This is a genomic window from Streptomyces sp. NPDC034670 (genome assembly GCF_055574875.1).
The window spans coordinates 1-22,504 of the sequence record NZ_JBVITR010000078.1 but is presented as its reverse complement, the minus strand read 5'-3'; the positions used below and the strand labels follow the sequence as shown (position 1 = coordinate 22,504).

Sequence of the window (22,504 nt, the reverse complement as noted above, 5' to 3'; positions counted from 1 at the left end):
CGTGCGAGCACCGCGTCCAGGGCGGAGGCGAACACCGGGAAACGGGCGGCCAGTTCGCGGCCCATGCCGAGCCGCTGACCACCCTGCCCGGAGAACAGCAGGGCGAGCCTGGGCCGGCCGGTGACGTGTCCGGACAGGGTGCCGGCGCCGGTGAGGCCGGTGAGGTGGTCGGCTCGGGCGTCGCGGTCGTCCGCGGTGGTGACCACGGCGGCGCGGTGGTCGAGGGCGGCGCGGGTGACGGCGAGGGAGTAGGCCACGTCCAGGGGGCGCAGGCCGGGGTCGCGGGCGAGCAGGTCGCGCAGGCGGTCCGCCTGGTCGCGCAGGGCGGCGGGGCCTGCGGCGGACAGCAGCCAGGGCAGCGCGCCCGGGGTCCGCGCGGGCTCCTCCGGGATCGCCTGGGGCGCGGGCGGTGCCTGTTCGAGGACGACGTGGGCGTTGGTGCCGGTGACGCCGAAGGAGGACACGCCGGCGCGGCGCGGCCGGCCGGTGTCGGGCCAGGGACGTTCGGCGGAGAGGACTTCGACGGCGCCGGTGGTCCAGTCGACGAGCCGGGTCGGGGTGTCGGCGTGCAGGGTGCGGGGGGCGACGCCGTGCCGCATGGCCATCACGGTCTTGATGACGCCGGCGACGCCGGAGGCGGCCTGCGCGTGCCCGAAGTTGGACTTCACCGACCCGAGCAGCAGGGGTCGTTCGCGGTCCTGGCCGTAGGTGGCGAGGAGGCTCTGCGCCTCGATGGGGTCGCCGAGCGGCGTGCCGGTGCCGTGCGCCTCCACCACGTCGATGTCGGCGGGGGTGAGGCGGGCGGCGGCGAGGGCGGCACGGATGACGCGTTGCTGGGCGGGGCCGTTGGGCGCGGTGAAGCCGTTGGACGCGCCGTCCTGGTTGACGGCGGAGCCGCGGACGACGGCGAGAACCGGGTGTCCGTCGCGCAGCGCGTCGGACAGCCGTTCCAGCAGCAGTACGCCGACGCCCTCGGCCCAGCCCGTGCCGTCGGCGCCGTCGGCGAACGCCTTGCAGCGGCCGTCGCGGGCCAGGCCGCCCTGCCGGCTGAACTCGACGAGCGGTCCGGGGGTCGCCATGACGTTGGCGCCGCCCGCGAGCGCGAGCGTGCACTCGCCGGCGCGCAGCGCCTGGGCGGCCAGGTGCAGCGCGACCAGGGAGGACGAACAGGCGGTGTCGACGGTGAGGGAGGGGCCCTCCAGGCCGAGGACGTAGGAGAGCCGGCCGGACAGGGCGCCGGCGGCGATGCCGGTGCCGACCTCGCCGTCCGCGTCGTCGAGGGAACGCAGCACCAGGTGGGCGTAGTCCTGCCCGTTGGTCCCCATGAAGACGCCGGTGCGGCTGCCGCGCAGCCGGGTGGCGTCGATGCCGGCGCGTTCGACGGCCTCCCAGGACGTCTCCAGCAGGAGCCGCTGCTGCGGGTCCAGCCGCAGTGCCTCGCGCGGCGAGATCCCGAAGAACCCGGCGTCGAAGTCGGCGACGCCGTCGAGGAACCCGCCGCGGGCGCTCAGTTCGTTGCCGCGCTCGTCGGCACCGGCGGCACGCAGCGCGCCGAGGTCCCAGCCGCGGTCGGCGGGCAGCTCGGACAGGGCGTCGATGCCGTCGGCGACCAGCCGCCACAGGTCCTCGGGGGAGCGGACCCCGCCGGGGTAGCGGCAGCCCATGCCGATGACGGCGACCGGTTCGCCGGCTGCGGCGACCAGTCGCCGGTTCTTCCTGCGCAGGCGTTCGACGTCCTTCATCGCGGCCCGCAGGGCCTGGACGACCTGCTCGTCGGGCGTCGTGGTCATGGCTGGCTCCGTCACTGGGCGGACACGTCGGTGTCGTCGGCGTCGTCGTCCGTGTCGTCGTGGGGGCTGTCGGGGTCGTGGCCCCGGAGGGCGGCGCGGACGAGGTCGTCCAGGGCCATGGCGTCGATGTCGGCGGCCGGTCCGGCGTCGGGGGCCGGGTCCGTGGTGTCCGTCCCGGCGAGGGCGAGGAGGTCGTCGAGGAGGCCCGCCTCGCGCAGCCGGGACACCGGCAGCGCGGCGAGCACCGACCGGATCCGGGCGTCCTCGGGGGCGTCCTCGGCCGGTGCGGGTGCGGGCTGCCGGGACTGTTCGGGCGCGAGCCGCCCGGTGAGGTGCTCGGCGAGGGCCAGCGGGGTCGGGTGGTCGAAGACCAGCGTGGCGGCGAGGGACAGACCGGTGGCGGCGGTCAACTGGTTGCGCAGCTCGACGGCGCCGAGGGAGTCGACGCCCAGGTCCCGGAAGAGGCGTTCGGCGCCGACGGCGTCCGCGTCGCGGTAGCCGAGCACCTGCGCGGTCCGGGCCCGTACGACGTCGAGCACGGCCTCGGTGCGGCGGGCGGTGGGCAGTTCCCGGAGCCGGGCGGGGAGAGGACCGTCCGGCTGCGGCCTGCCGTCACCGGACGGCCGGCCCGGCGATCCGACGGCCGCCGTGCGGTCGAACGCCCCGTCGACGACCTTCGCCACCAGTGCCGTCGGCCGGGGCTCGGCCACCAGCCGGCACAGCATCTCGGTGGCCCGTTCGGGATCCATGGGAGCGACCCCGGCCCGCCGCGCGGCGGCCCCGGCGGCGCTCGCACCGGCCATGCCTCCGCCGCCCCACACGCCCCAGGCGATGGACGTCGCGGCCAGTCCCTCGGCGCGGCGCCGTTCGGCGAGGGCGTCGAGGACGGCGTTGGCGGCGGCGTAGTTCGCCTGGCCGGGGTTGCCGACGACGGCGGTCGCGGAGGAGAACAACGCGAACACCTCCAGGTCCGCGTCCCGCGTCAGTTCGTCGAGCAGCAGCGCGGAGGCGGCCTTGGCGCGGAACACCGTCCCGAACCGCTCGGGGGTGAGCCGGTCCAGGACGCCGTCGTCGACGACTCCGGCGGTGTGCACGACGGCGGTCAGCGGCAGCTCGGCCGGGATCGCGGCGAGCAGCGCGCTCAGCTGCTCCCGGTCGGCCACGTCACAGGCGGCCAGGGTGACGCGGGTGCCGAGGGCCGTCAGCTCGTCGCGCAGGGCCGTGACGCCGGGGGCGTCGGGCCCCCGCCGCCCGGCGAGGACGAGGTGCGGTGCCCCGGCGCGGGCGAGCCGGCGGGCGACGTGCGCGGCGAGGGCGCCGGTGCCGCCGGTGACGAGGGTGGTGCCCGTGGGCTGCCAGGTGGCGGGGGCGTCGGTGGCTGCGCCGTCGGACGCCGTGCGGGCGGGCGCCGGGACGACCCGGCGGCCGAAGACGGTTCCGGCGCGGACGGCCACCTGCCGCTCCCCGCCGTTTCCGGCGAGGAGCCCGGCGAGCGCGGTCACGTCACGCACGCCCGGCGCACCGGGCGGCAGGTCGATCACACCGCCCCACCGGTCCGGGTACTCCAGCGCGGCCACCCGTCCCAGGCCCCAGACACCGGCCTGCAGCGGTGCCGTCACGGCGTCCGCCGCACCCACGGACACGGCACCCCGGGTGACGTTCCACAGTGGAGCGGCGAGGCCCGCGTCGCCGAGCGCCTGGAGGAGGGCGGCCGTGGCCGCCGTTCCGGCGGGCACCCCGGCGTCGGTCGGGCGTTCGTCGAGCGGCAGCAGCGACAGCACCCCGGCGAAGGCGTCGCCGGACTCCTCGATCCGCAGGGCGAGCTCGGCGCGCTCGTACGTGCCCGCCCGCAGCCGCACCACGCCGGGGCCGAACCCGTCGAGCACCGCGTCCGTCCACGCCTCGTCCGCACCGGCCCCCGGAAGCACCGCGAGCCAGGTCCCGGCGGGCCGGCCGGCCGGGGCGCCGGACAGCGGCTGCCACGTCACACGGTGCCGCCACCCGTCCATCTCCGCCTCGCGGTCGCGTCGGCGTCGCCAGTCGACGAGCGCGGGCAGCACCTTGGCCAGGGCGTCGTCGTCCACGTCGAGCCGGGCGCCGAGCGTGGTGAGGTCCTCGTCCGCGAGCCCCGCCAGGGGATCACCCCCCGTGCTCGTCACGGCGGGCGCGGCCGGGCGGTCGGGCCAGAAGCGCTCGTTCTGGAACGGGTACGTCGGCAGATCCACGCGCCGCGCCCCGCTCCCGGCGAAGTAGGCCTCCCAGTCCACGTCGAGCCCGGCCAGCCGCAGCCGTGCCACGGCGCGGCCCAGCGCGTCCGGCTCGCGCCGCTCCCGGTGCAGCAGGGGCACGGCCAGGGCGGAGCCGGCGTGCCCGGCGGCGGCCATGCCGAGCAGCACACCGCCCGGTCCGACCTCCACCAGCACTGATACCCGTCGCTCCGCCAGGGTGCGTACGGCGTCGGAGAAGCGGACCGCTTCGCGGACGTGCCGCACCCAGTACTCGGCCGTGCCGAGTTCGTCGCCGGCGAGGGTTCCCGTCAGGCCGGACACGACGGGCAGGACGGGTGCGCGTCCGGTCAGGCCACGCAGCGCCTGCCGGAACTCCTCCAGCATCGGTTCCATCAGCGGGGAGTGGAAGGCGTGGCTCACCCGCAGCCGGTTCGTGCGGCGACCCGCCTGCGCGAAGTGGGCGCCGATGCGCAACACTTCGGTCTCGTCCCCGGACACGACCACGGCGTCGGGCCCGTTGACGGCGGCCAGCGACACCCGCTCGCCCAGCAGTGGCCGCACCTCGTCCTCCGTCGCCTCCACGGCCGCCATGGCGCCGCCTTCCGGCAGTCGCTCCATGAGGCGGGCGCGGGCGGCGACGAGCCGGCAGGCGTCGGCGAGCGGCAGCGCGCCCGCGACGTGGGCGGCGGCGATCTCGCCGACGGAGTGCCCGACGACGTAGTCCGGAACGATCCCCCACGACTCCAGCAGCCGGAACAGCGCCACCTCGACGGCGAACAGCGCGGGCTGCGCACTGCCCGTGCGGTCCAGGGCGGCCGCGTCCTCACCCCACATCACCTCGCGCAGGTCGGGGCCGAGGTGGCCGAGCACCTCGTCGAACGCGGCGGCGAACGCCGGGAACGCCTCGTACAGTTCGCGGCCCATGCCGAGGCGCTGGCTGCCCTGCCCGGGGAACAGGAACGCGGTCCGGCCCGGGCGCGGCGCGTCCGCGCGGAGTACGGCGGGGACCGTGGCTCCGTCGTCCGCGAGGGCCGCGAGGCCGGCGGTGAGTTCGTCCCGGCCGGTGACGGTCAGCGCGGCACGGTGCTCGAAGAGGGCGCGGCCGGTGGCCAGCGAGTACGCCAGGTCGGCGACGCGCGTCCCCGGGTCCGCCGTGACCCGGTCGAGGAGGCGGCGGGCCTGGTCGCGCAGTGCGGCGGGGGTACGGGCGGACAGCACGACGGGCAGCGGGTGCCGTGCGTCGGGCCGACCGGGTTCCGGTGCGACGGGGGCGACGCCGGCCGGGGGCTGTTCGAGGACGACGTGGGCGTTGGTGCCGCTGGCACCGAACGAGGAGACGCCCGCGCGGCGCGGCCGGCCGGTGTCCGGCCAGTCCGTCGCCCCGGTGAGCAGGCGGAGGGCACCGGAGGACCAGTCGACGTGCGGGGACGGGGTGTCGGCGTGCAGGGTCCTCGGCAGCACGCCGTGGCGCATCGCCAGGACCGTCTTGATGACGCCGGCGACACCGGACGCGGCCTGGCTGTGGCCGATGTTGGACTTCACCGACCCGAGCAGCAGCGGCCGTTCACGGTCCTGGCCGTAGGCGGCGAGCAGGGCCTGCGCCTCGATCGGGTCGCCGAGGCGGGTGCCGGTGCCGTGCGCCTCGACGGCGTCGACGTCGGCGGGCGTGAGGCCCGCGTCGGCCAGGGCCCGGCGGATGACGCGCTGCTGGGCCGGACCGTTCGGGGCGGTCAGCCCGTTGGAGGCACCGTCCTGGTTGATCGCCGTGCCCCGCACGACGGCCAGCACCGGATGCCCCTGCCGCACGGCGTCGGACAGCCGTTCCACGACGAGCATGCCCACGCCCTCGGCCCAGCCGGTGCCGTCGGCGTCGGCGGAGAAGGCCTTGCAGCGGCCGTCGGCGGACAGCGCGCCCTGGGCGGTGAACTCGACGAACCCGACCGGCGTCGACATGACCGTCACGCCGCCGGCCAGCGCCACCTCGCACTCCCCCGCCCGCAGCGCCCGCACGGCGAGGTGCAGCGCGACCAGCGAGGAGGAGCAGGCGGTGTCCACGGAGACGGTCGGCCCCTGGAGGCCGAGGGTGTAGGCGACCCGGCCGGACAGCAGGCTGCCGGACTGGGCGGTCTCCCAGCGGCCGAGGTCGTCGGGCAGCCGGTAGTCGCCGCTCGTGCCGCCGACGAACACCCCGGCGTCCGTGCCGCGCAGCGCGGTCGGGTCGATACCGGCCCGCTCCAGGGCCTCCCAGGACGCCTCCAGCACGAGGCGCTGCTGCGGGTCCATCACCAGGGCCTCGTTGGGCGAGATGCCGAAGAAGCCGGGGTCGAAGTCGGCGGCGCCGTCGAGGAAGCCGCCGCGCCGGGTGACGCTGCCGCCGGGGCCGCCGGACATCAGCCGGTCGAAGTCCCAGCCCCGGTCGAGCGGCATGTCACCGGTCGCGTCGACACCGGCGACGACGAGGTCCCACAGCTCCTCCGGGGTGCGCACGCCGCCGGGATAGCGGCAGCTCATGCCGACGATGACGATCGGGTCGCCGGTCGCGGCGGAATGTGCGGCGGTCGCCGCGAGGGGCGCCGGGGTGCCGTCGTCGAGGAGCTCGTTCAGCAGGTGCCGGGCGAGTTCCTCGGGCGTGGGGTGGTCGAAGACGGCGGTGGCGGCGACGGTGAGGCCGGTGGCGCGGGCGAGCCGGTCGCGCAGGTCGACCGCGGCCAGCGAGTCGAAGCCGAGGTCGCGGAACGGCCGGTCGGCCTCGATGGCGTCGGTGCCGTGCGCGGCGTCCGTGCCGTGCGCGGCGTGGCCGAGGACGAGGGCGCTCTCCTCCCGGACGAGGGTGAGGAGCACGCCGAGGCGTTCGGTCTCGGGGAGTGCGCGCAGTTCGGTGCGCAGACCGGCTGCCGGGCCGGGGTCCGTGGACCGCTCGGCCGCGGCCGTGAGGGCGTCGCGGGCCTCGGGCAGTTCGGCGAAGAGCGCGGCGGAGGCGCCGCTCGCCGTGTGCGCGGGGGCGAAGGCCGCCCAGTCCACGTCGGCGGCGGTCACCGACGGCAGGCCGAGGCCCACGGCGCGGTCGAGGAGCGCGAGCGCGGCCTCCGTGTCGAGTGCGGGCACACCGCTCAGCCGCAGGTGTCCGGCGAGGGACGGTTCCACCGTGTCGGCCCAGGCGCCCCAGGAGACGGCCACGGCGGCCAGTCCGCGCGCCCGGCGCCGCTCGGCGACGGCCGCCACGGCCGCAGCAGCGGCGGCCTCGGCCGCCCGGCCCCGCGCGCCCCAGGTCGCGGCAACCGACCCGAACAGCACGAACGCGTCCAGTGGCCGTTCGGCGAGGAGTTCGTCGAGGGCGAGCACCCCGGCGAGGGCGGCGCCGAGGGTGTCCCCGTTCCCCACGTCGCCAACCGGCTCGGCGGGCTCCTCGGCGTGGACGACGGCGGTCAGTTCGTCACCGTCCAGCGTCGCCAGCAGGTCGGCGAGGGCTGTGCGGTCGGAGATGTCGCAGGCCTGCACGGTGACGGGGGCGGCCTCGCCGGTGAGCCCGGCGAGCACCCGGTCCGCGGTGTCCGGCGCGGGCGCACGCCCCGCCAGCACGACGTGCTCGGCACCGCCGCCGGCCGCCCGGCGGGCCACCGCGACGCCCGTCCCGCCCGTGCCGACGACCAGCACGGTGCCGCGCGGCGTCCAGTCGGCCCCGTCCGGGGCGGGCCGTGCGCGGACGATCCGGCGGGCCAGGGCTCCCCCGCCCCGCAGGGCCAGTTCGGTCTCGGCCGCGGGCCTGCGGCGCGCCGCGAGGGCGAGCAGCGCGCCCAGCCGTCCGTCGGGGGCCTCGGCGAGGTCGAGCACGCCGCCCCACCTGTCCGGTGCGTCGAGGGCGGTCACCCGTGCGGCGCCCCACACCGCCGCCGACGCGAGGTCCGGCGCGGGATCGTCGGGCCCGGCGGCGACACCGCGGTGCGTCACGCACCACAGCCGTGCCGTGACACCGGCCCGCTCCAGCGCGTCCGACAATCCGCCGGGCCCGTCCGCCCGCACCGCGCCGGGCAGCGCGAGCACTCCGGCGAACCCGGCCGGTCCGGCGTCCGGGACGTTCTCGGCCGAGTCCGTCCGCGACACCCGGTCCGCGCCGAGAGCGGCCACCGCGGCCTCGGCCCACGGCTCGTCCTCCGGAGCGGCCAGCAGCAGCCAACGGCCCGGTTCGGCCGTCCCGGGCAACGGCACCGGCACCCACGTCGCGCGGTACAACCGGTCGTCCACGGCGACCCGGGCGCGGCGCCGGCGTCGCCAGGCGGCCAGCGCGGCCGTCGCCTCCGCCCCCAGGTCCGTGCCCAGCGTGGCGGCGAGCGCCTCGGGGTCGGACCTCTCGACGGCCTGCCAGAACTCGGCCTCCACGGGGTCGGTCTGCGTCGCGGGCGCGGCCTCGGGCCAGTAGCGGCGCCGCTGGAAGGCGTACGTCGGCAGGTCGACGACCCGGGCGCCGGTCCCGGCGAAGAAGCCGGCCCAGTCGACCGGGACGCCCGCGACGTGCAGCGCGCCCAGCGCGGTGAGCGCGGCCACCTGCTCGTCCCGGTCCCGGCGCAGCAGCGGCACCACGGCCGCCGCTCCCTCGGAACCGTCCACCTGGGACCGTACGGCCCCGGAGAGGACGGCGTCCGGGCCGATCTCCAGGAAGGTGCCGACCCCGGCGTCCCGCAGCGCCGCGACGCCGTCGGCGAACCGCACCGTCTCGCGGACGTGCCGCACCCAGTGGTCGGGGGTGCACAGTTCACCGCCGGTCGCGGGACGTCCGGTGAGGCCGGAGACGACGGTGAGCGTCGGCGGGCGGAAGCGGAGCCCTTCGACGGCCGTCCGGAAGTCGTCGAGCATCGGGTCCATGAGCGGCGAGTGGAAGGCGTGGCTGACCCGCAGGCGGGTGACGCGTGCGGCGTCGAGACGGGCGAGCGTCGCCTCCAGGGCGGTCTCCTCGCCGGACAGGACCAGCGCGTCGGGCGCGTTGACGGCAGCCACGGCGACGCCCTCGCCGAGCAGCGGCCGCACGTCCTCCTCGGTGGCCCGTACGGCGGCCATGGCGCCGCCCGCGGGCAGGGCGTCCATCAGCCGGGCGCGCGCGGCCACGAGTGCGCACGCGTCGTCCAGGTCGAGCACGCCCGCGACGTGGGCGGCGGCGATCTCGCCGACGGAGTGCCCGGCGACGTACTCGGGGGTGATCCCCCACGACTCCAGCAGCCGGAACAGCGCCACCTCGACGGCGAACAGCGCGGGCTGCGCACTGCCCGTGCGGTCCAGGGCGGCCGCGTCCTGACCCCACATCACCTCGCGCAGCGAGCGGCCCGACCCGACGTCGAGCCGAGCCAGTACGGCGTCCAGGGCGTCGGCGAACACCGGGAAGCGGCCGTACAGTTCGCGGCCCGCGCCGAGGCGTTGGCTGCCCTGGCCGGAGAAGAGCACGGCGAGCGGTCCGCGCGTGCCCCGCGCCCGGCCGCGGGCGGCCTCCGTCACTCCGCCGGGCGTGGCCAGCAGCACCGCGCGGTGCGGGAAGGCGGCGCGCGCGGTGGCGAGGGTGCGGGCCACGTCGGGCGCGGTCAGCTCCGGACGGCCCGCGGTGTGGGCGAGCAACCGGCCGACCTGGGCGTCCAGGGCGGCGGCCGTACGGGCGGAGACGATCCAGGGCCAGCACGCGGCCTGCGGCGCGGATCCCCCGGCCGACGGACGCGTGTCCGTGGCCGGCGCCTCACCTGGGGCCTGTTCGACGATGACGTGCGCGTTGGTGCCGCTCATCCCGAACGCCGACACGCCCGCCCGGTACGGCCCCGCTGTCCCGGGCCACGCGGTGGGCTCGGTGAGCAGGGCGAGGCCGCCGGGCGCCCAGCCGACGTGCGGGGACGGGGTGTCGGCGTGCAGGGTGCGGGGCAGGACGCCGTGCCGCATCGCCAGCAGCATCTTGATGACGCCGGCGACACCGGCCGCGGCCTGGGTGTGGCCGAGGTTGGACTTCACCGTGCCGAGCAGCAGGGGCCGTTCGCGGTCGGATCCGTAGGCGGCGAGCAGGGCCTGGGCCTCGATGGGGTCGCCGAGCCGGGTGCCGGTGCCGTGCGCCTCGACGGCGTGGACGTCGGCGGGGGTGAGCCCGGCGTCGGCGAGGGCGTGGCGGATGACGCGTTGCTGGGAGGGGCCGTTGGGGGCGGTGAGGCCGTTGGACGCGCCGTCCTGGTTGACGGCGGAGCCGCGGATCAGGCCGTGCACGTGGTGGCCGTTGCGGCGGGCGTCGGAGAGCCGTTCGAGGACGAGGACGCCGACGCCCTCGGACCAGGAGGTGCCGTCCGCGTCGGCGGAGAACGCCTTGCAGCGGCCGTCCGCCGCGAGCCCGCCCTGGGCGCCGAACTCCACGAAGGCGTCCGGCGCCGACATCACGGACACACCGCCCGCGAGGGCGAGTTCGCAGTCGCCGTCGCGCAGTGCGCGCGCCGCCCAGTGCAGGGCGACCAGCGAGGCCGAGCAGGCGGTGTCGACGGTGACGGCGGGGCCCTCCAGGCCGAGGACGTAGGAGAGGCGGCCGGACAGGACACTGGCGGTGTTGCCGGTGGCGGCGTAGCCCCGGACGTCGTCGGTACCGCGGCGCAGCACGGTCGCGTAGTCCTGGCCGTTGGTGCCGACGAAGACGCCGGTGGGGGTGGAGCGCAGGGCGCTCGGGTCGATGCCGGCGCGTTCCAGCGCCTCCCACGAGGTCTCCAGCAGGAGCCGTTGCTGGGGGTCCATGGCGAGGGCCTCGCGCGGGCTGATGCCGAAGAAGTCGGCGTCGAAGTCGGCGACGCCGTCCAGGAATCCGCCCGCTCCGGCCGCCAGGGCGGAGAGGTCCCAGCCGCGGTCGGCGGGGAAGGGGCCGATGGCGTCACGGCCGTCCGCGAGGAGCTGCCAGAGGTCGTCGGGGCCGGTGATCCCGCCGGGGAAGCGGCAGCCGATGCCGACGACGGCGATCGGGTCGTCCGCGAGGCCGGCGGCCCGCGGCGCGGGTGCCCCGGGCGTGGCCTCGTCCGTCCCGGCCTCGCCGAGGAGTTCGGTGAGGAGGAAGCCGGCGAGGTCCTGCGGGGTGGGGTGGTCGTAGACGAGGGAGGCGGGCAGGGTGAGGCCGGTGGCGGCGGCGATGCCGTTGCGGAGTTCGAGGGTCGTCAGCGAGTCGAAGCCGAGGTCGCGGAACGTCCGGTCGGCCTCGACGGTCCGCTGGTCGGCGTGGCCGAGGACGGCGGCGACCTGGGTGCGCAGCAGGTCGAGCAGGTGCCGCCCGCGTTCGGCGGCGGACAGCGTCGTCAACCGGGCGCGGAGGCCGCCCTCTTCGGCAGCGCGCGCGTTCTCCTGCGCGGGCGGCGGTCCCGCGAGCTCGCCGAGGAGCGCCGCGGAGGCGGGTTGCAGGCTCGCGAGGCGCGGCCAGTCGACGTCGGCCACGGTGACGGCGGTGTCGCCGTGGGCGACGGCGTCCAGCAGGGCGTCGACGGCGAGTTCGGGGTCGAGCGGGGTGAATCCGGCGCGCCGCAGCCTGCGGTCGACGCCCTCGCCGCCGGCCATGCCGGTGCCGGCCCAGGGACCCCACGCGACGGCGGTGGCGGGCCGTCCGGCGGCGCGGCGCCGGACGGCGAACGCGTCGAGCCAGGCGTTGGCGGCCGCGTAGTTGCCCTGTCCGGCGGCCCCGAGGACGCCGGCGGTGGAGGAGTACAGCACGAACGCCGTCAGCGGCAGGTCGCGGGTGAGTTCGTCGAGGTTGCGGGCGGCGGTCGCCTTGGCGCGCAGGACGGTGGTGAAGTCGGCGGGCGTGAGCGCGTCGACGACGCGGTCCTCGACGACGCCGGCCGTGTGCAGGACGGCGGTGAGCGGCGCGTCGGCGGGCAGCTCGGCCAGTACGGCGGCGAGCGCGTCCCGGTCGGCGGCGTCGCAGGCCGCGACGGTCACGCGGGCACCGAGGGCGATGAGTTCGCGGCGCAGTTCCCCGGCGCCGGGCGCGTCGGGCCCGCGGCGGCTGAGCAGCAGCAGGTGACCCGCGCCCTCCGCGGCGAGACGGCGTGCGGCGTGGGCGCCGAGGGCTCCGGTGCCGCCGGTGATGAGGACGGTGCCGTGCGGGTCGGCGAGACCGTGCGGGCGGCTCTCACCGGCCGCCGCGTCCCGGGGGCCGCGGACGAGCCGACGGACGTAGACACCGGAGTCCCGTACGGCGGTCTCGGCGTCGTCGCCCGCCAGGACGGCGCGCAGCCTGCGCGCGGTCTGCGCGTCGAGCGGGCCGGAGACGTCCGGGCGTCCGGGGGGACCGGCGGCATCGGGTGCGGCGGGGGCGCCGGAGGCAGCGGTCGGGTCCGGGAGGTCGATCAGGCCGCCCCAGCGGTCGGGGTGTTCGAGGGCGATGACGCGGCCGAGGCCCCAGACGGCGGCCTGTTCGGGGCTGACGGGCTCCGTCGGCCCGAGGACGCAGACGGCTCCCCGGGTGACGCACCGCAGCGGGGCGTCGATCCCGGCGTCGCCGAGTGCCTGGAAGGCGGTGGCGGTGAGCGCGGCGGCGTCCGGCCCGGCGAGGGCGAGCAGCGCGACCACGTCCGCGAAGTCACCGCCCGCCGCGCGCAGTTGTTCGGCGGTTTCCGCGCGGTCCCCGGTGATGGTGACGCACTCCACGTCGGTGCCGAGCGCGGCGACGGCCTCCCGCGTCCACGGGTCTGCGTCACCCCCCGCGGGCAGCAGGACCAGACGGCGGCCGGTGAGGGCGGTCGCGGCGGTGGGCCGGGACACGGGCCGCCAGACGACGCGGTGGCGCAGCGTGTCCAGCCGGGCCCGGCCGTGCCGGCGGCGGCGCCACGCGGACAGGGCGGGCGCGAGCGCGTCGGCCGTGTCGGGGTCCAGGCCGAGCTGCGCCGCGAGGGCGGCGGAGTCCTCCCGCTCGACGGCTGCCCAGAACTCGGCGTCCGCCGGGTCCCCGGCGGCCGTGAGGGCGGCGGCCCCGGGCGCCGGGGGCCAGTAGCGCTGCCGCTGGAAGGCGTACGTGGGCAGGTCCAGGTGACGGTCGGGGACGCCGACGGCGGTGAGGAAGGCGGCCCAGTCGACCCGCACACCGTGCACGTGGGCGCCGGCGAGGGCGGCGGTGAGGTGCGGGACGTCGTCCCGGTCGCGGCGCAGCAGCGGCAGTACGGCCGCCGGTGTCCCGCCGGTGTCCGGGGCGGCGTCGAGGATCGCGCGGGTCATGCCGCTGAGCACGGCGTCGGGACCGATCTCGACGAAGGTCCGCACACCGCGTCCGGTGAGGGTGCCGACGGCGTCGGAGAACCGGACCGTGTCGCGGACGTGCCGTACCCAGTGCGCGGGGTCGGCGAGCTGTTCGTCGGTGACGACCTCGCCGGTGAGCGTGGACACCAGCGGGAGTACCGCCGGGGCGGTGCCGATTCCGGCCACGGCCTCCGTGAACGCGTCCAGCACGGCGTCCGTGCGGGGCGAGTGGAAGGCCTGGCTGACGCGCAGCCGGCGCGTGCGGTGACCGCGCTCGGCGAGGGTGGCGGCGACGGCCTCGACGGCGTCCTCGTCGCCCGCGAGCACGAGCGACGCCGGGCCGTTGACGGCCGCGATCGACACCCGCTCGTCGAGCAGTGGTGTCACCACGTCCTCGGCTGCGTCCACGGACACCATCGCGCCGCCCTCGGGCAGCTCCGCCATGAGGCGGGCCCGTGCCGACACCAGGGCGCAGGCGTCGGGCAGGGTGAGGACGCCGGCGACGTGCGCGGCGGCGATCTCGCCGACGGAGTGCCCGGCGACGTAGTCGGGGGTGAGGCCCCAGGACTCGACGAGCCGGAACAGGGCCACTTCGAGGGCGAACAGGGCGGGCTGCGTGTAGCGGGTGCGGTCCAGCAGGGCGGCTTCGGGGCTGCCCTCGGCGGCGAACATGACGTCGCGCAGGGGCACGTCGAGCCCGGTGTCGAGGTGGGCGAGGGCGGCGTCCAGCGCGTCGGCGAACACCGGGAAGCGGTCGTGGAGTCCGCGGCCCGCGCCGAGGCGCTGTCCGCCCTGGCCGGTGAAGAGGAAGGCGAGCCTGCCCCGGCCGGCGCCGGGCGCGGCCGGGCGGACCACCGCCGGGTCGGGCTGTCCGTCGCGCACGGCCCGCAGGCCGCGCAGGAGCGTGTCCCGGTCGTGGGCGACGACGGCGGCGCGGCGCTCGAAAGCGGAGCGGTGCAGGGCGAGAGCGGCCGCGAGGTCCGCGACGGGCAGTGCGGGCCGGTCCTCGGCGAACGCCAGCAGGCGGGCGGCCTGGGCGCCGAGGGCGTCGTCGGCGCGTGCGGAGACCAGCACGGGGAGCGGCCCGGCGGGCTGCGGCCGGTCCGCTTCGGCGGGGCCGTGGGCGGGTTCGGGTGCCTGCTCCAGCACCGCGTGCGCATTCGTGCCGCTGATGCCGAACGACGACACGGCGGCCCGCCGCGGACGCCCGGTCTCGGGCCACGGTACGGCCTCGGTGAGCAGCCGTACCTCCCCCGCGGACCAGTCGACGTGCCGGGACGGCCGGTCGGCGTGCAGGGTCGGGGGAAGGACGCCGTGCCGCAGTGCCAGCACCGTCTTGATGACCCCGGCGACGCCCGACGCGGCCTGCGTGTGACCGATGTTGGACTTGACCGAACCGAGCAGCAGGGGGCGTTCGCGGTCCTGGCCGTACGTGGCGAGGAGGGCCTGCGCCTCGATCGGGTCGCCGAGTGCGGTGCCGGTGCCGTGGCCCTCGACGGCGTCGACGTCGCCCGGTTCGAGGCGGGCGGATGCGAGGGCCTGCCGGATGACGCGCTGCTGGGCGGGCCCGCTGGGCGCGGTGAGGCCGTTGGACGCGCCGTCCTGGTTGACGGCCGAGCCGCGGACGACGGCGAGGACGGGGTGTCCGTTGCGGACGGCGTCGGAGAGCCGTTCGACGAGGACGATGCCGACGCCTTCGGCGAGCGCCATGCCGTCGGCGCCGTCGCCGTATGCCTTGCAGCGGCCGTCGGGGGCGAGGGCGCGCTGGCTGCTGAAGCCGATGAAGGTGTGGGGCGTGGCCATGAGGCTGACGCCGCCGGCGAGCGCGAGGTCGCTCTCGCCGTTGCGCAGCGACTGGCAGGCCAGGTGCAGCGCGGTCAGGGAGGAGGAGCAGGCGGTGTCGAGGGTGACCGCCGGGCCTTCCAGGCCGAGCAGGTAGGAGACGCGGCCGGACAGGACGCTGGTGAGCGAGCCGGTCACGGCGTGCCCGTCGGCGCCGTCGGCGCCGGCCGCCGGGTAGTCGTGGTAGCTGGCGCCGATGAACGCGCCGGTGCGGCTGCCGCGGATCCGTTCGGGCACGATGCCCGCCCGTTCGAACGCCTCCCAGGACGTTTCCAGCAGCAGTCGCTGCTGCGGGTCCATGGTGAGTGCCTCACGGGGCGAGATGCCGAAGAACAGCGGGTCGAAGCCGGCGGCGTCGCGCAGGAATCCGCCCTGCACGGCGTAGGTGCGGCCGGGGGTGCCCGGGTCGGGGTCGTAGAGGGAGTCCAGGGGCCAGCCCCGGTCGGCGGGGAAGCCGCTGATGGCGTCGGCGCCGCCCATGACGAGGTCCCACAGGGCCTCGGGCGAGTCGACCCCGCCGGGGTAGCGGCAGGCCATGCCGATGATGGCGACGGGTTCGTCGGCGGTGACGACGGCGGGTGCGGCCGGACCGGCGGGCAGGCCGCGGGGGGCGCCGAGCCGGGTGTGCAGGTGGGCGGCGAGCGCGGCCGGCGTCGGGTGGTCGAACACCAGGGTGGCGGGCAGTGCGAGGCCGGTGGCCCGGGCGAGCCGGTTGCGCAGGTCGACGGCGGTCAGCGAGTCGAAGCCGGCGTCGCGGAAGGCGCTCCGCTCGGACAGGTCGTCGGGTCCGGCGAGACCGAGGACGGCCGCGGCCTGCCCGCGGACGGTGTCCAGCAGCAACCGGTCCCGTTCGGCGGCCGGCAGTGCCGCCAGCCGGGCCGCGAACTCCCCGGCGGCGGTCTCCGACGGACCCGCGTCGGTGTCGGACGCCCGCTGGATCTCGGGCACTTCGTCGAACAGGCGGGTCTCGCGGACGGAGCTGAACACCGGGTAGTAGCGGTCCCAGTCGACGTCCGCGACGGCGATCACCGCCTCGTCGTCGTCCAGGGCGCGTCGCATTCCGGCCAGGGCCAGGTCGGCGTTCATGAAGACCAGGCCGGTGCGGCGCACCTGGTCGGGTGCGACACGGCCGACGCCGAGTTCGTTGGCCCAGATGCCCCAGTGGACGGAGGTCGCGGCCAGGCCCCGGGCGCGGCGGTCGGCGGCGAGCGCGCCGAGGTAGGCGTTGCCGGCGACGTACGCGGCGTGCCGGCCGCTGCCCCACAGACCGGCCACGGACGAGAACAGCACGAACGCGTCGAGGCCGTCGTCCCCGAGCAGCGCGTCGAGGTTCCTCGCGCCCTCGACCTTGGCGTGCAGGACGCGGGAGACGGCGGCCAGGTCGGTGTCGGCGAGGGTATGCAGCTCGATGACGGCGGCGGCGTGGACGACGGTGCGCAGTTCGTGCCCGTCGGCGCGCAACCGGTCGAGGAGGTCGCCGAGGGCGGTCCGGTCGGTGACGTCGCAGGCGGCGACGGTGACCTCGGTCCCCGACTCGGCGAGTTCCGCGACGAGTTCGGCCGTGCCGGGGGCTTCGGGGCCGCGCCTGCTGACCAGGACGACGTGTTCGGCGCCCTGTGCCGAGAGCCAGCGGGCGACGTGCGGGCCGAGGGTTCCGGTGCCTCCGGTGACGAGGGCGGTGCCGCGCGGTGTCCAGGTACCGCTCGCCGGACGGTCACCGGTGCGGTCGCGGACGACACGGCGGGCGAAGACGCCGGAGGGGCGCAGCGCCAGTTGGTCCTCGGCACCGTGGTCACCGCCCGCGAGGAGGGCGGACAGCCGCCGCGCGGCACGCGTGTCCAGGGTGTCGGGCAGATCGACGGCGCCGCCCCAGAAGCGGGGATGCTCCAGGGCGGTGGTCCAGCCGATGCCCAGCGTCTGCGCCTGCACCGGCCGTGTCACCCGGTCGGCCCGCCCGGTCGCGACGGCGCCCCGGGTGAGGAACCACAGCGGGCGGTCGGCGCCAAGGTCGGCGAGGGCCTGGACGAGGACGACGTTGAGGGCGGTGCCGAGGGCCGCGCCCGGGTGTCCGGGGCAGTCATGCTCGGCGCCGGCGAGCAGGGAGACGATACCGGCGAGCGCGGGCACGGCGTCACCGGCGTCACCCGCGTCGTCCGTGGCCCCTGTCCCCGCCCCCGCTGCTGCTCCTGCTTCGGCCAGCAGCGCGGACAGCGCGGCGCGGTCGAGGTGCGCCTCGCCCAGGACCAGCCGCTCGGCCCGCGCCCCGTGCGCGGTGAGCGCGGCGACCACGTCGGTGTCGTCGACGCCGTGGGCCGTGACGACGATCCAGCGGCCCGTGGCCGTCGCGGCCGGCGGCACGGTCAGCGGCACCCAGCGGACCTTGTACCGCCAGTCGTCCAGCGTCGACTGCTCGCTGCGGCGCCGCCGCCACGCGGTCAGCCCCGGCAGTACGGCGGCGAGGGCGTCCTCGGCGACGTCCAGGTCCCGGGCGAGCCCGGCCAGGTCCGACTCCGCCACGGCGTTCCAGAACGCCGCGTCCTCCGCCTCGCCCGCACCGCTCCCGGCGCCCGGGGCCACGGGCGGCACCCACAGCCGCTGGTGCTGGAAGCGGTAGGTCGGCAGGTCGACCCGGGGCCGCGGGGCGCCGCTCGCGCCGTACGCGGCCGTCCAGTCGACCCGCACGCCTCGTACGAACGCCTCCGCCACGGAGGTCAGTACGCGTCGCGCGTCGTCCTCGCCGCGCCGCAGCGTGCCGCCGACGAACGCCGCCACGCCGGCCTCGTCGACGGCGTCCTGGATGCTCATGGTGAGCACGGGGTGGGCGCTGACTTCGATGAACGCGCGGTGCTGCGCGGCCAGCAGGGCGTCGACGGCGGGGCCGAAGCGGACGGCCCGGCGCAGGTTGCGGTACCAGTAGTCGGCGTCCGTGCCGCCCGCGCGGGCCGGGTCGCCGAGCCACTCGCCCGTGACGGTGGAGAGCACCGGGATGCGCGGTTCGCGCGGGGTGACGGGGGCGAGGGCGTCGAGGAGTTCGTCGCGCAGGTCCTCCACGTGGGCGGAGTGCGAGGCGTAGTCGACGGGGATCCTCCTGACGCGTACGCCTTCGGCGGTGAGTTCGCCGTGCAGGGCGTCCAGGGCCTCGGGGTCGCCGCAGACGACGACCGTGCCGGGACCGTTGACGGCGGCGACGGTCAGCCGTCCGTCCCACGCCTGGAGGCGGGCGGCGGCCTGCTCGGCGGACAGCGGCACGGACAGCATGCCGCCGCGGCCCGCCAGGGTGCGGCCGATGGCCTGGCTGCGCAGCGCCACGACCCGCGCACCGTCCTCGACGGACAGGGCGCCCGCGACGACGGCGGCGGCGATCTCGCCCTGGGAGTGCCCGACGACGGCGTCCGGGCGCACGCCGTACGCCTCCCACACGGCGGCCAGGGACACCATGACGGCCCACGTGACCGGTTGGACGACGTCGACCCGGTCCAGGGCGGGCGCGCCGGGCTCCTCGCGGAGTACGGCGGTGAGCGACCAGTCCACGTACGGGTCGAGGGCGAGGGCGCAGGCGGCGACGCGCTCGGCGAACACCGGGGACGCGTCGAGGAGCCGGGCGCCCATGCCCGCCCACTGGGTGCCCTGGCCGGGGAAGACGAACACGGTCCGGCCGTCGACGTCCGCCTCGCCGTGCACGACGGGCGCGCTGAGGTCCTGTCCGGCGAACGAGTCGAGGGCGGCGGCGAGCTCGGCGGCGTCGCCGCCGAGCGCGACCGCGCGGTGCTCGAAGAGGGAGCGGGTGGTGACGAGGGCGTGGCCGACGTCGGCGGGGTCGGCGGCACCGGTCGCGGCGGGCCGGGCGACCAGCGCGGCGGCCTGGTCGCGCAGGGCGGCCCGGCCGCGGGCGGACAGCACCCAGGGCAGCGCGCCGGACACGGGGGCCGCCGTGACGACCGCCGGGACGGCGTCGGCGGGAGCCGCTTCCCGCGCGGGTGCCTCGGCGGGCGCCTCCTCCAGGATCGCGTGCGCGTTGGTGCCGCTGATGCCGAACGAGGAGACGGCGCAGCGGCGCGGCCGTCCGTCCGTGTGCCACGGACGTTCCTCGGTCAGCAGCCGCAGCACGCCCGAGGACCAGTCGATGTGCCGGGACGGCGTCTCGGCGTGCAGCGTCGGCGGCAGCACCCCGTGGCGCAGCGCCAGCACCATCTTGATGACGCCGGCGACACCGGCGGCGGACTGGGCGTGCCCGATGTTGGACTTCACCGAGCCCAGCCACACCGGCCGCTCCGGATCACGGTCGCGCCCGTAGGTGACGGTCAGCGCCTGCGCCTCGATGGGGTCGCCGAGCGCGGTGCCGGTGCCGTGCGCCTCGACGGCGTCGATGTCGTCCGGCACGACACGGGCGTTGGCGAGCGCCTGCCGGATGACGCGCTGCTGCGAGGGCCCGTTGGGCGCGGTGAGGCCGTTGGACGCACCGTCCTGGTTGACGGCGGAGCCCCGGATGACGGCGAGGACGGGGTGCCCGTTGCGGCGGGCGTCGGAGAGGCGCTCCACGAGCAGCAGCCCGACGCCCTCACCGAGGGACATGCCGTCGGCACCGTCCCCGAACGCCTTGCACCGGCCGTCGGCGGCCAGCGCCCGCTGCCTGCTGAACGCCACGAACGAGTCCGGCGTCGTCATCACCGTCGCCCCGCCGGCCAGCGCCAGCGTGCTCTCCCCGTTGCGCAGCGACTGGCACGCCAGGTGCAGCGCCACCAGCGACGACGAGCAGGCCGTGTCCACGGTGACGGCCGGCCCCTCCAGGCCGAGCACGTACGACAGCCGCCCGGACAGCACGCTCGGGCTGGACCCGGTGACCATGTGGCCCTCGGTGCCGTCGCCCGCGCCGCGCCCGTAGTCCTGGTAGCTGGAGCCGACGAACGCGCCGGTGCGGCTGGTGCGCAGCGCGGCCGGGTCGATGCCGGCGCGTTCGATCGCCTCCCAGGCGGTCTCCAGCAGCAGCCGCTGCTGCGGGTCCATCACCAGCGCCTCACGCGGCGAGATGCCGAAGAAGACGGGGTCGAACTCGCCCGCCCGCTCCAGGAATCCGCCCTGCGTCGAGTACGTGGTTCCGCTGCGGTCGGGGTCGGCGTCGTACAGCCCGCCGACGTCCCAGCCACGGTTGCCGGGGAACTCACCGATGGCGTCCGTCCCGGAGGCGATCAGCTCCCAGAACGCCTCCGGGGAGTCGACGCCGCCGGGGAAGCGGCAGCTCATGCCGATGATGGCGATCGGTTCGTCGGACACGTCCGCGACGACGGCCTCGGCGTCCCCGGTGCCCGCGTCGGCGAGGAGTTCACCGAGCAGGTGGCGGGCGAGGGCCAGGGGGGTCGGGTGGTCGAACACCAGGGTGGCGGGCAGCGCGAGCCCGCAGGCCATGGTGAGCCGCTTGCGCAGCTCGACGGTCATGAGGGAGTCGAACCCGGCCTCCTGGAAGGCCCGTTCGGGCTTCACGGCATCGGGCCCGGGGTGCCCGAGCACGGTGGCGGCGTGGGCGCGGACCACGTCGAGCAGGAGCGGCAGCCGGTCGGCCTCGCGGGCCGCGGCCAGCCGGTCCCGCAGCTCCGCCGCCGCACCGGCGCGTTCCTGCCGGGCCTGCTGCGCGGCGGCTGCGATCTGCCGCGCCCCGGGCAGCGCCGTGAGCGACGCGGTGTGCCGCAGCGCGAACATGCCCTCCAGCAGCTCGGGCGCGGCCAGGTCGGCGACGACCAGGTCCGGCACGCCTTCGGCCACGACCTCGGCCATGGCCTCCAGGGCGAGTTCCGGCTCCAGCGGGCTGCCCCCGGCGTGCCGTCCGAGCCGCCCGTCCGCAGCCATGCCGGCGCCGCTCCAGGCACCCCAGCCGAGGGAGGTGGCGGGCAGTCCGGCGGCCCTGCGGCGGCGGGCGATCGCGTCCAACGCGGCGTTGGCGGCGGCGTAGTTGGCCTGTCCGGCGTTGCCGACGGATCCGGCGAGGGAGGAGAACAGCACGAACGCGTCCAGGGCGTGTCCGCGCGTCACCTCGTCGAGGGCGTCGGCGGCGGCGACCTTGGCACGGAACACGTCGTCGAAGCGGCCCGCCGTCAGGCCGTGCAGCATCCCGTCGTCCAGGACCCCGGCCGTGTGCACGACAGCCGTCAGCGGCTGGTCGGCGTCGAGGCCCGCGAGCAGCTCCGCGAGCCGGTCACGGTCGGCGGCGTCACAGGCGGCCAGGGTGACGCGGGCGCCCAGCGCGGTGAGTTCGGCCTCGAGGTCGGCAGCGCCCGGCGCGTCGGGGCCGCGCCGGCTGACCAGGAGAAGGTGCGCGGCGCCGCGTGCGGCCAGCCGGCGGGCGACGTGGGCGCCGAGGGCACCGGTACCGCCGGTGACGAGGACGGTACCCGTGGGCTGCCACACCGCGGACGGTGTGGCAGCGGGCGCGGGCACGAGTCGCCGTCCGTACGTACCGCCGGCCCGAACGGCGACCTGGTCCTCACCGTCGGCGCGGGTGAGGGCACCGAGGAACCGGCGTACGATCCGCTCGTCCGGATCCGCGGGCAGGTCCAGGAGTCCGCCCCAGCGCTCGGGGTGCTCCAGCGCGGCGACCCGCCCGAGCCCCCAGACGGCGGCGGAAGCGGGATCGACCTCGTCGTCGGCGTCGGACACGGCGACGGCGCCGCACGTCACCGCCCACAGGCGCGCGTCGAGCCGTACGTCCTCCACGGCCTGCACGAGAGCGGCCGTGGCCGTCACGGCGACGGGCACCGCGGAGGGCCGGATCCGCCGCTCGGCCGCGAGCAGCGACACGACACCCGCCGGCACGGTCCCGTCGGGCAGCCGGTCGACGGCGTCACGCAGCCGTGCGCCGATCACGTCCCGGTCGTCGTCCGGCGCGACAGCCACGACGGGCGTCGCCTCACCCAAGCCGTGCAGCACCGATCGCACCCACGCCTCGTCGTCCCGCCCCTCGGGGACGACGGCCAGCCAGGTGCCGCCGGACCGCTGCGCCGGAAGCGCGTCCCCGAGCGACTGCCATGTCTCCCGGAAACGCCGCGCGTCCAGCACGGCACGCGCCCTGCTCCGGCTGCGCCACGCGGACAGCGCGGGTACGACGTCGCTCAGCGCGTCGGCGTCCAGGTCGAGCCGCCCGGCCAGACCGTCGAGGTCCGCGCGCTCGACGGCGTCCCAGAACTCGGCGTCGGCGGGCTCGGACGCCGCGCCGCCGGCCGTGTGGGTCGACGGGTCGGCGTCCGGCCAGTAGTGCTGCCGCTGGAAGGGGTAGGTGGGCACGTCGACCGGGCGGGCCCCGGTGCCGGCGAACAGGGCCGGCCAGTCCACGTCGGCGCCGTGCACGAACAGCCGGCCCAACGCGGTGAGCACCGACGCCTCCTCGGGACGGTCCTTGCGCAGTACCGGCACCGCGAGGGCGGCCCGGGGTGC

General features: G+C 77.0%; 2 protein-coding genes. Both read right to left on the bottom strand.

Annotated elements, in window-relative coordinates; genetic code table 11:
- A partial coding sequence (locus tag ACZ56B_RS30880; protein ID WP_468797740.1) for a type I polyketide synthase occupies nucleotides 1-1,790 on the bottom strand: 1,790 nt, incomplete at its 3' end.
- A gap of 11 nt (nucleotides 1,791-1,801) precedes the next feature.
- Nucleotides 1,802-22,504, bottom strand: a 20,703-nt coding sequence (locus ACZ56B_RS30875) for a type I polyketide synthase (protein WP_468797737.1), incomplete at its 5' end; no start/stop codon positions are given.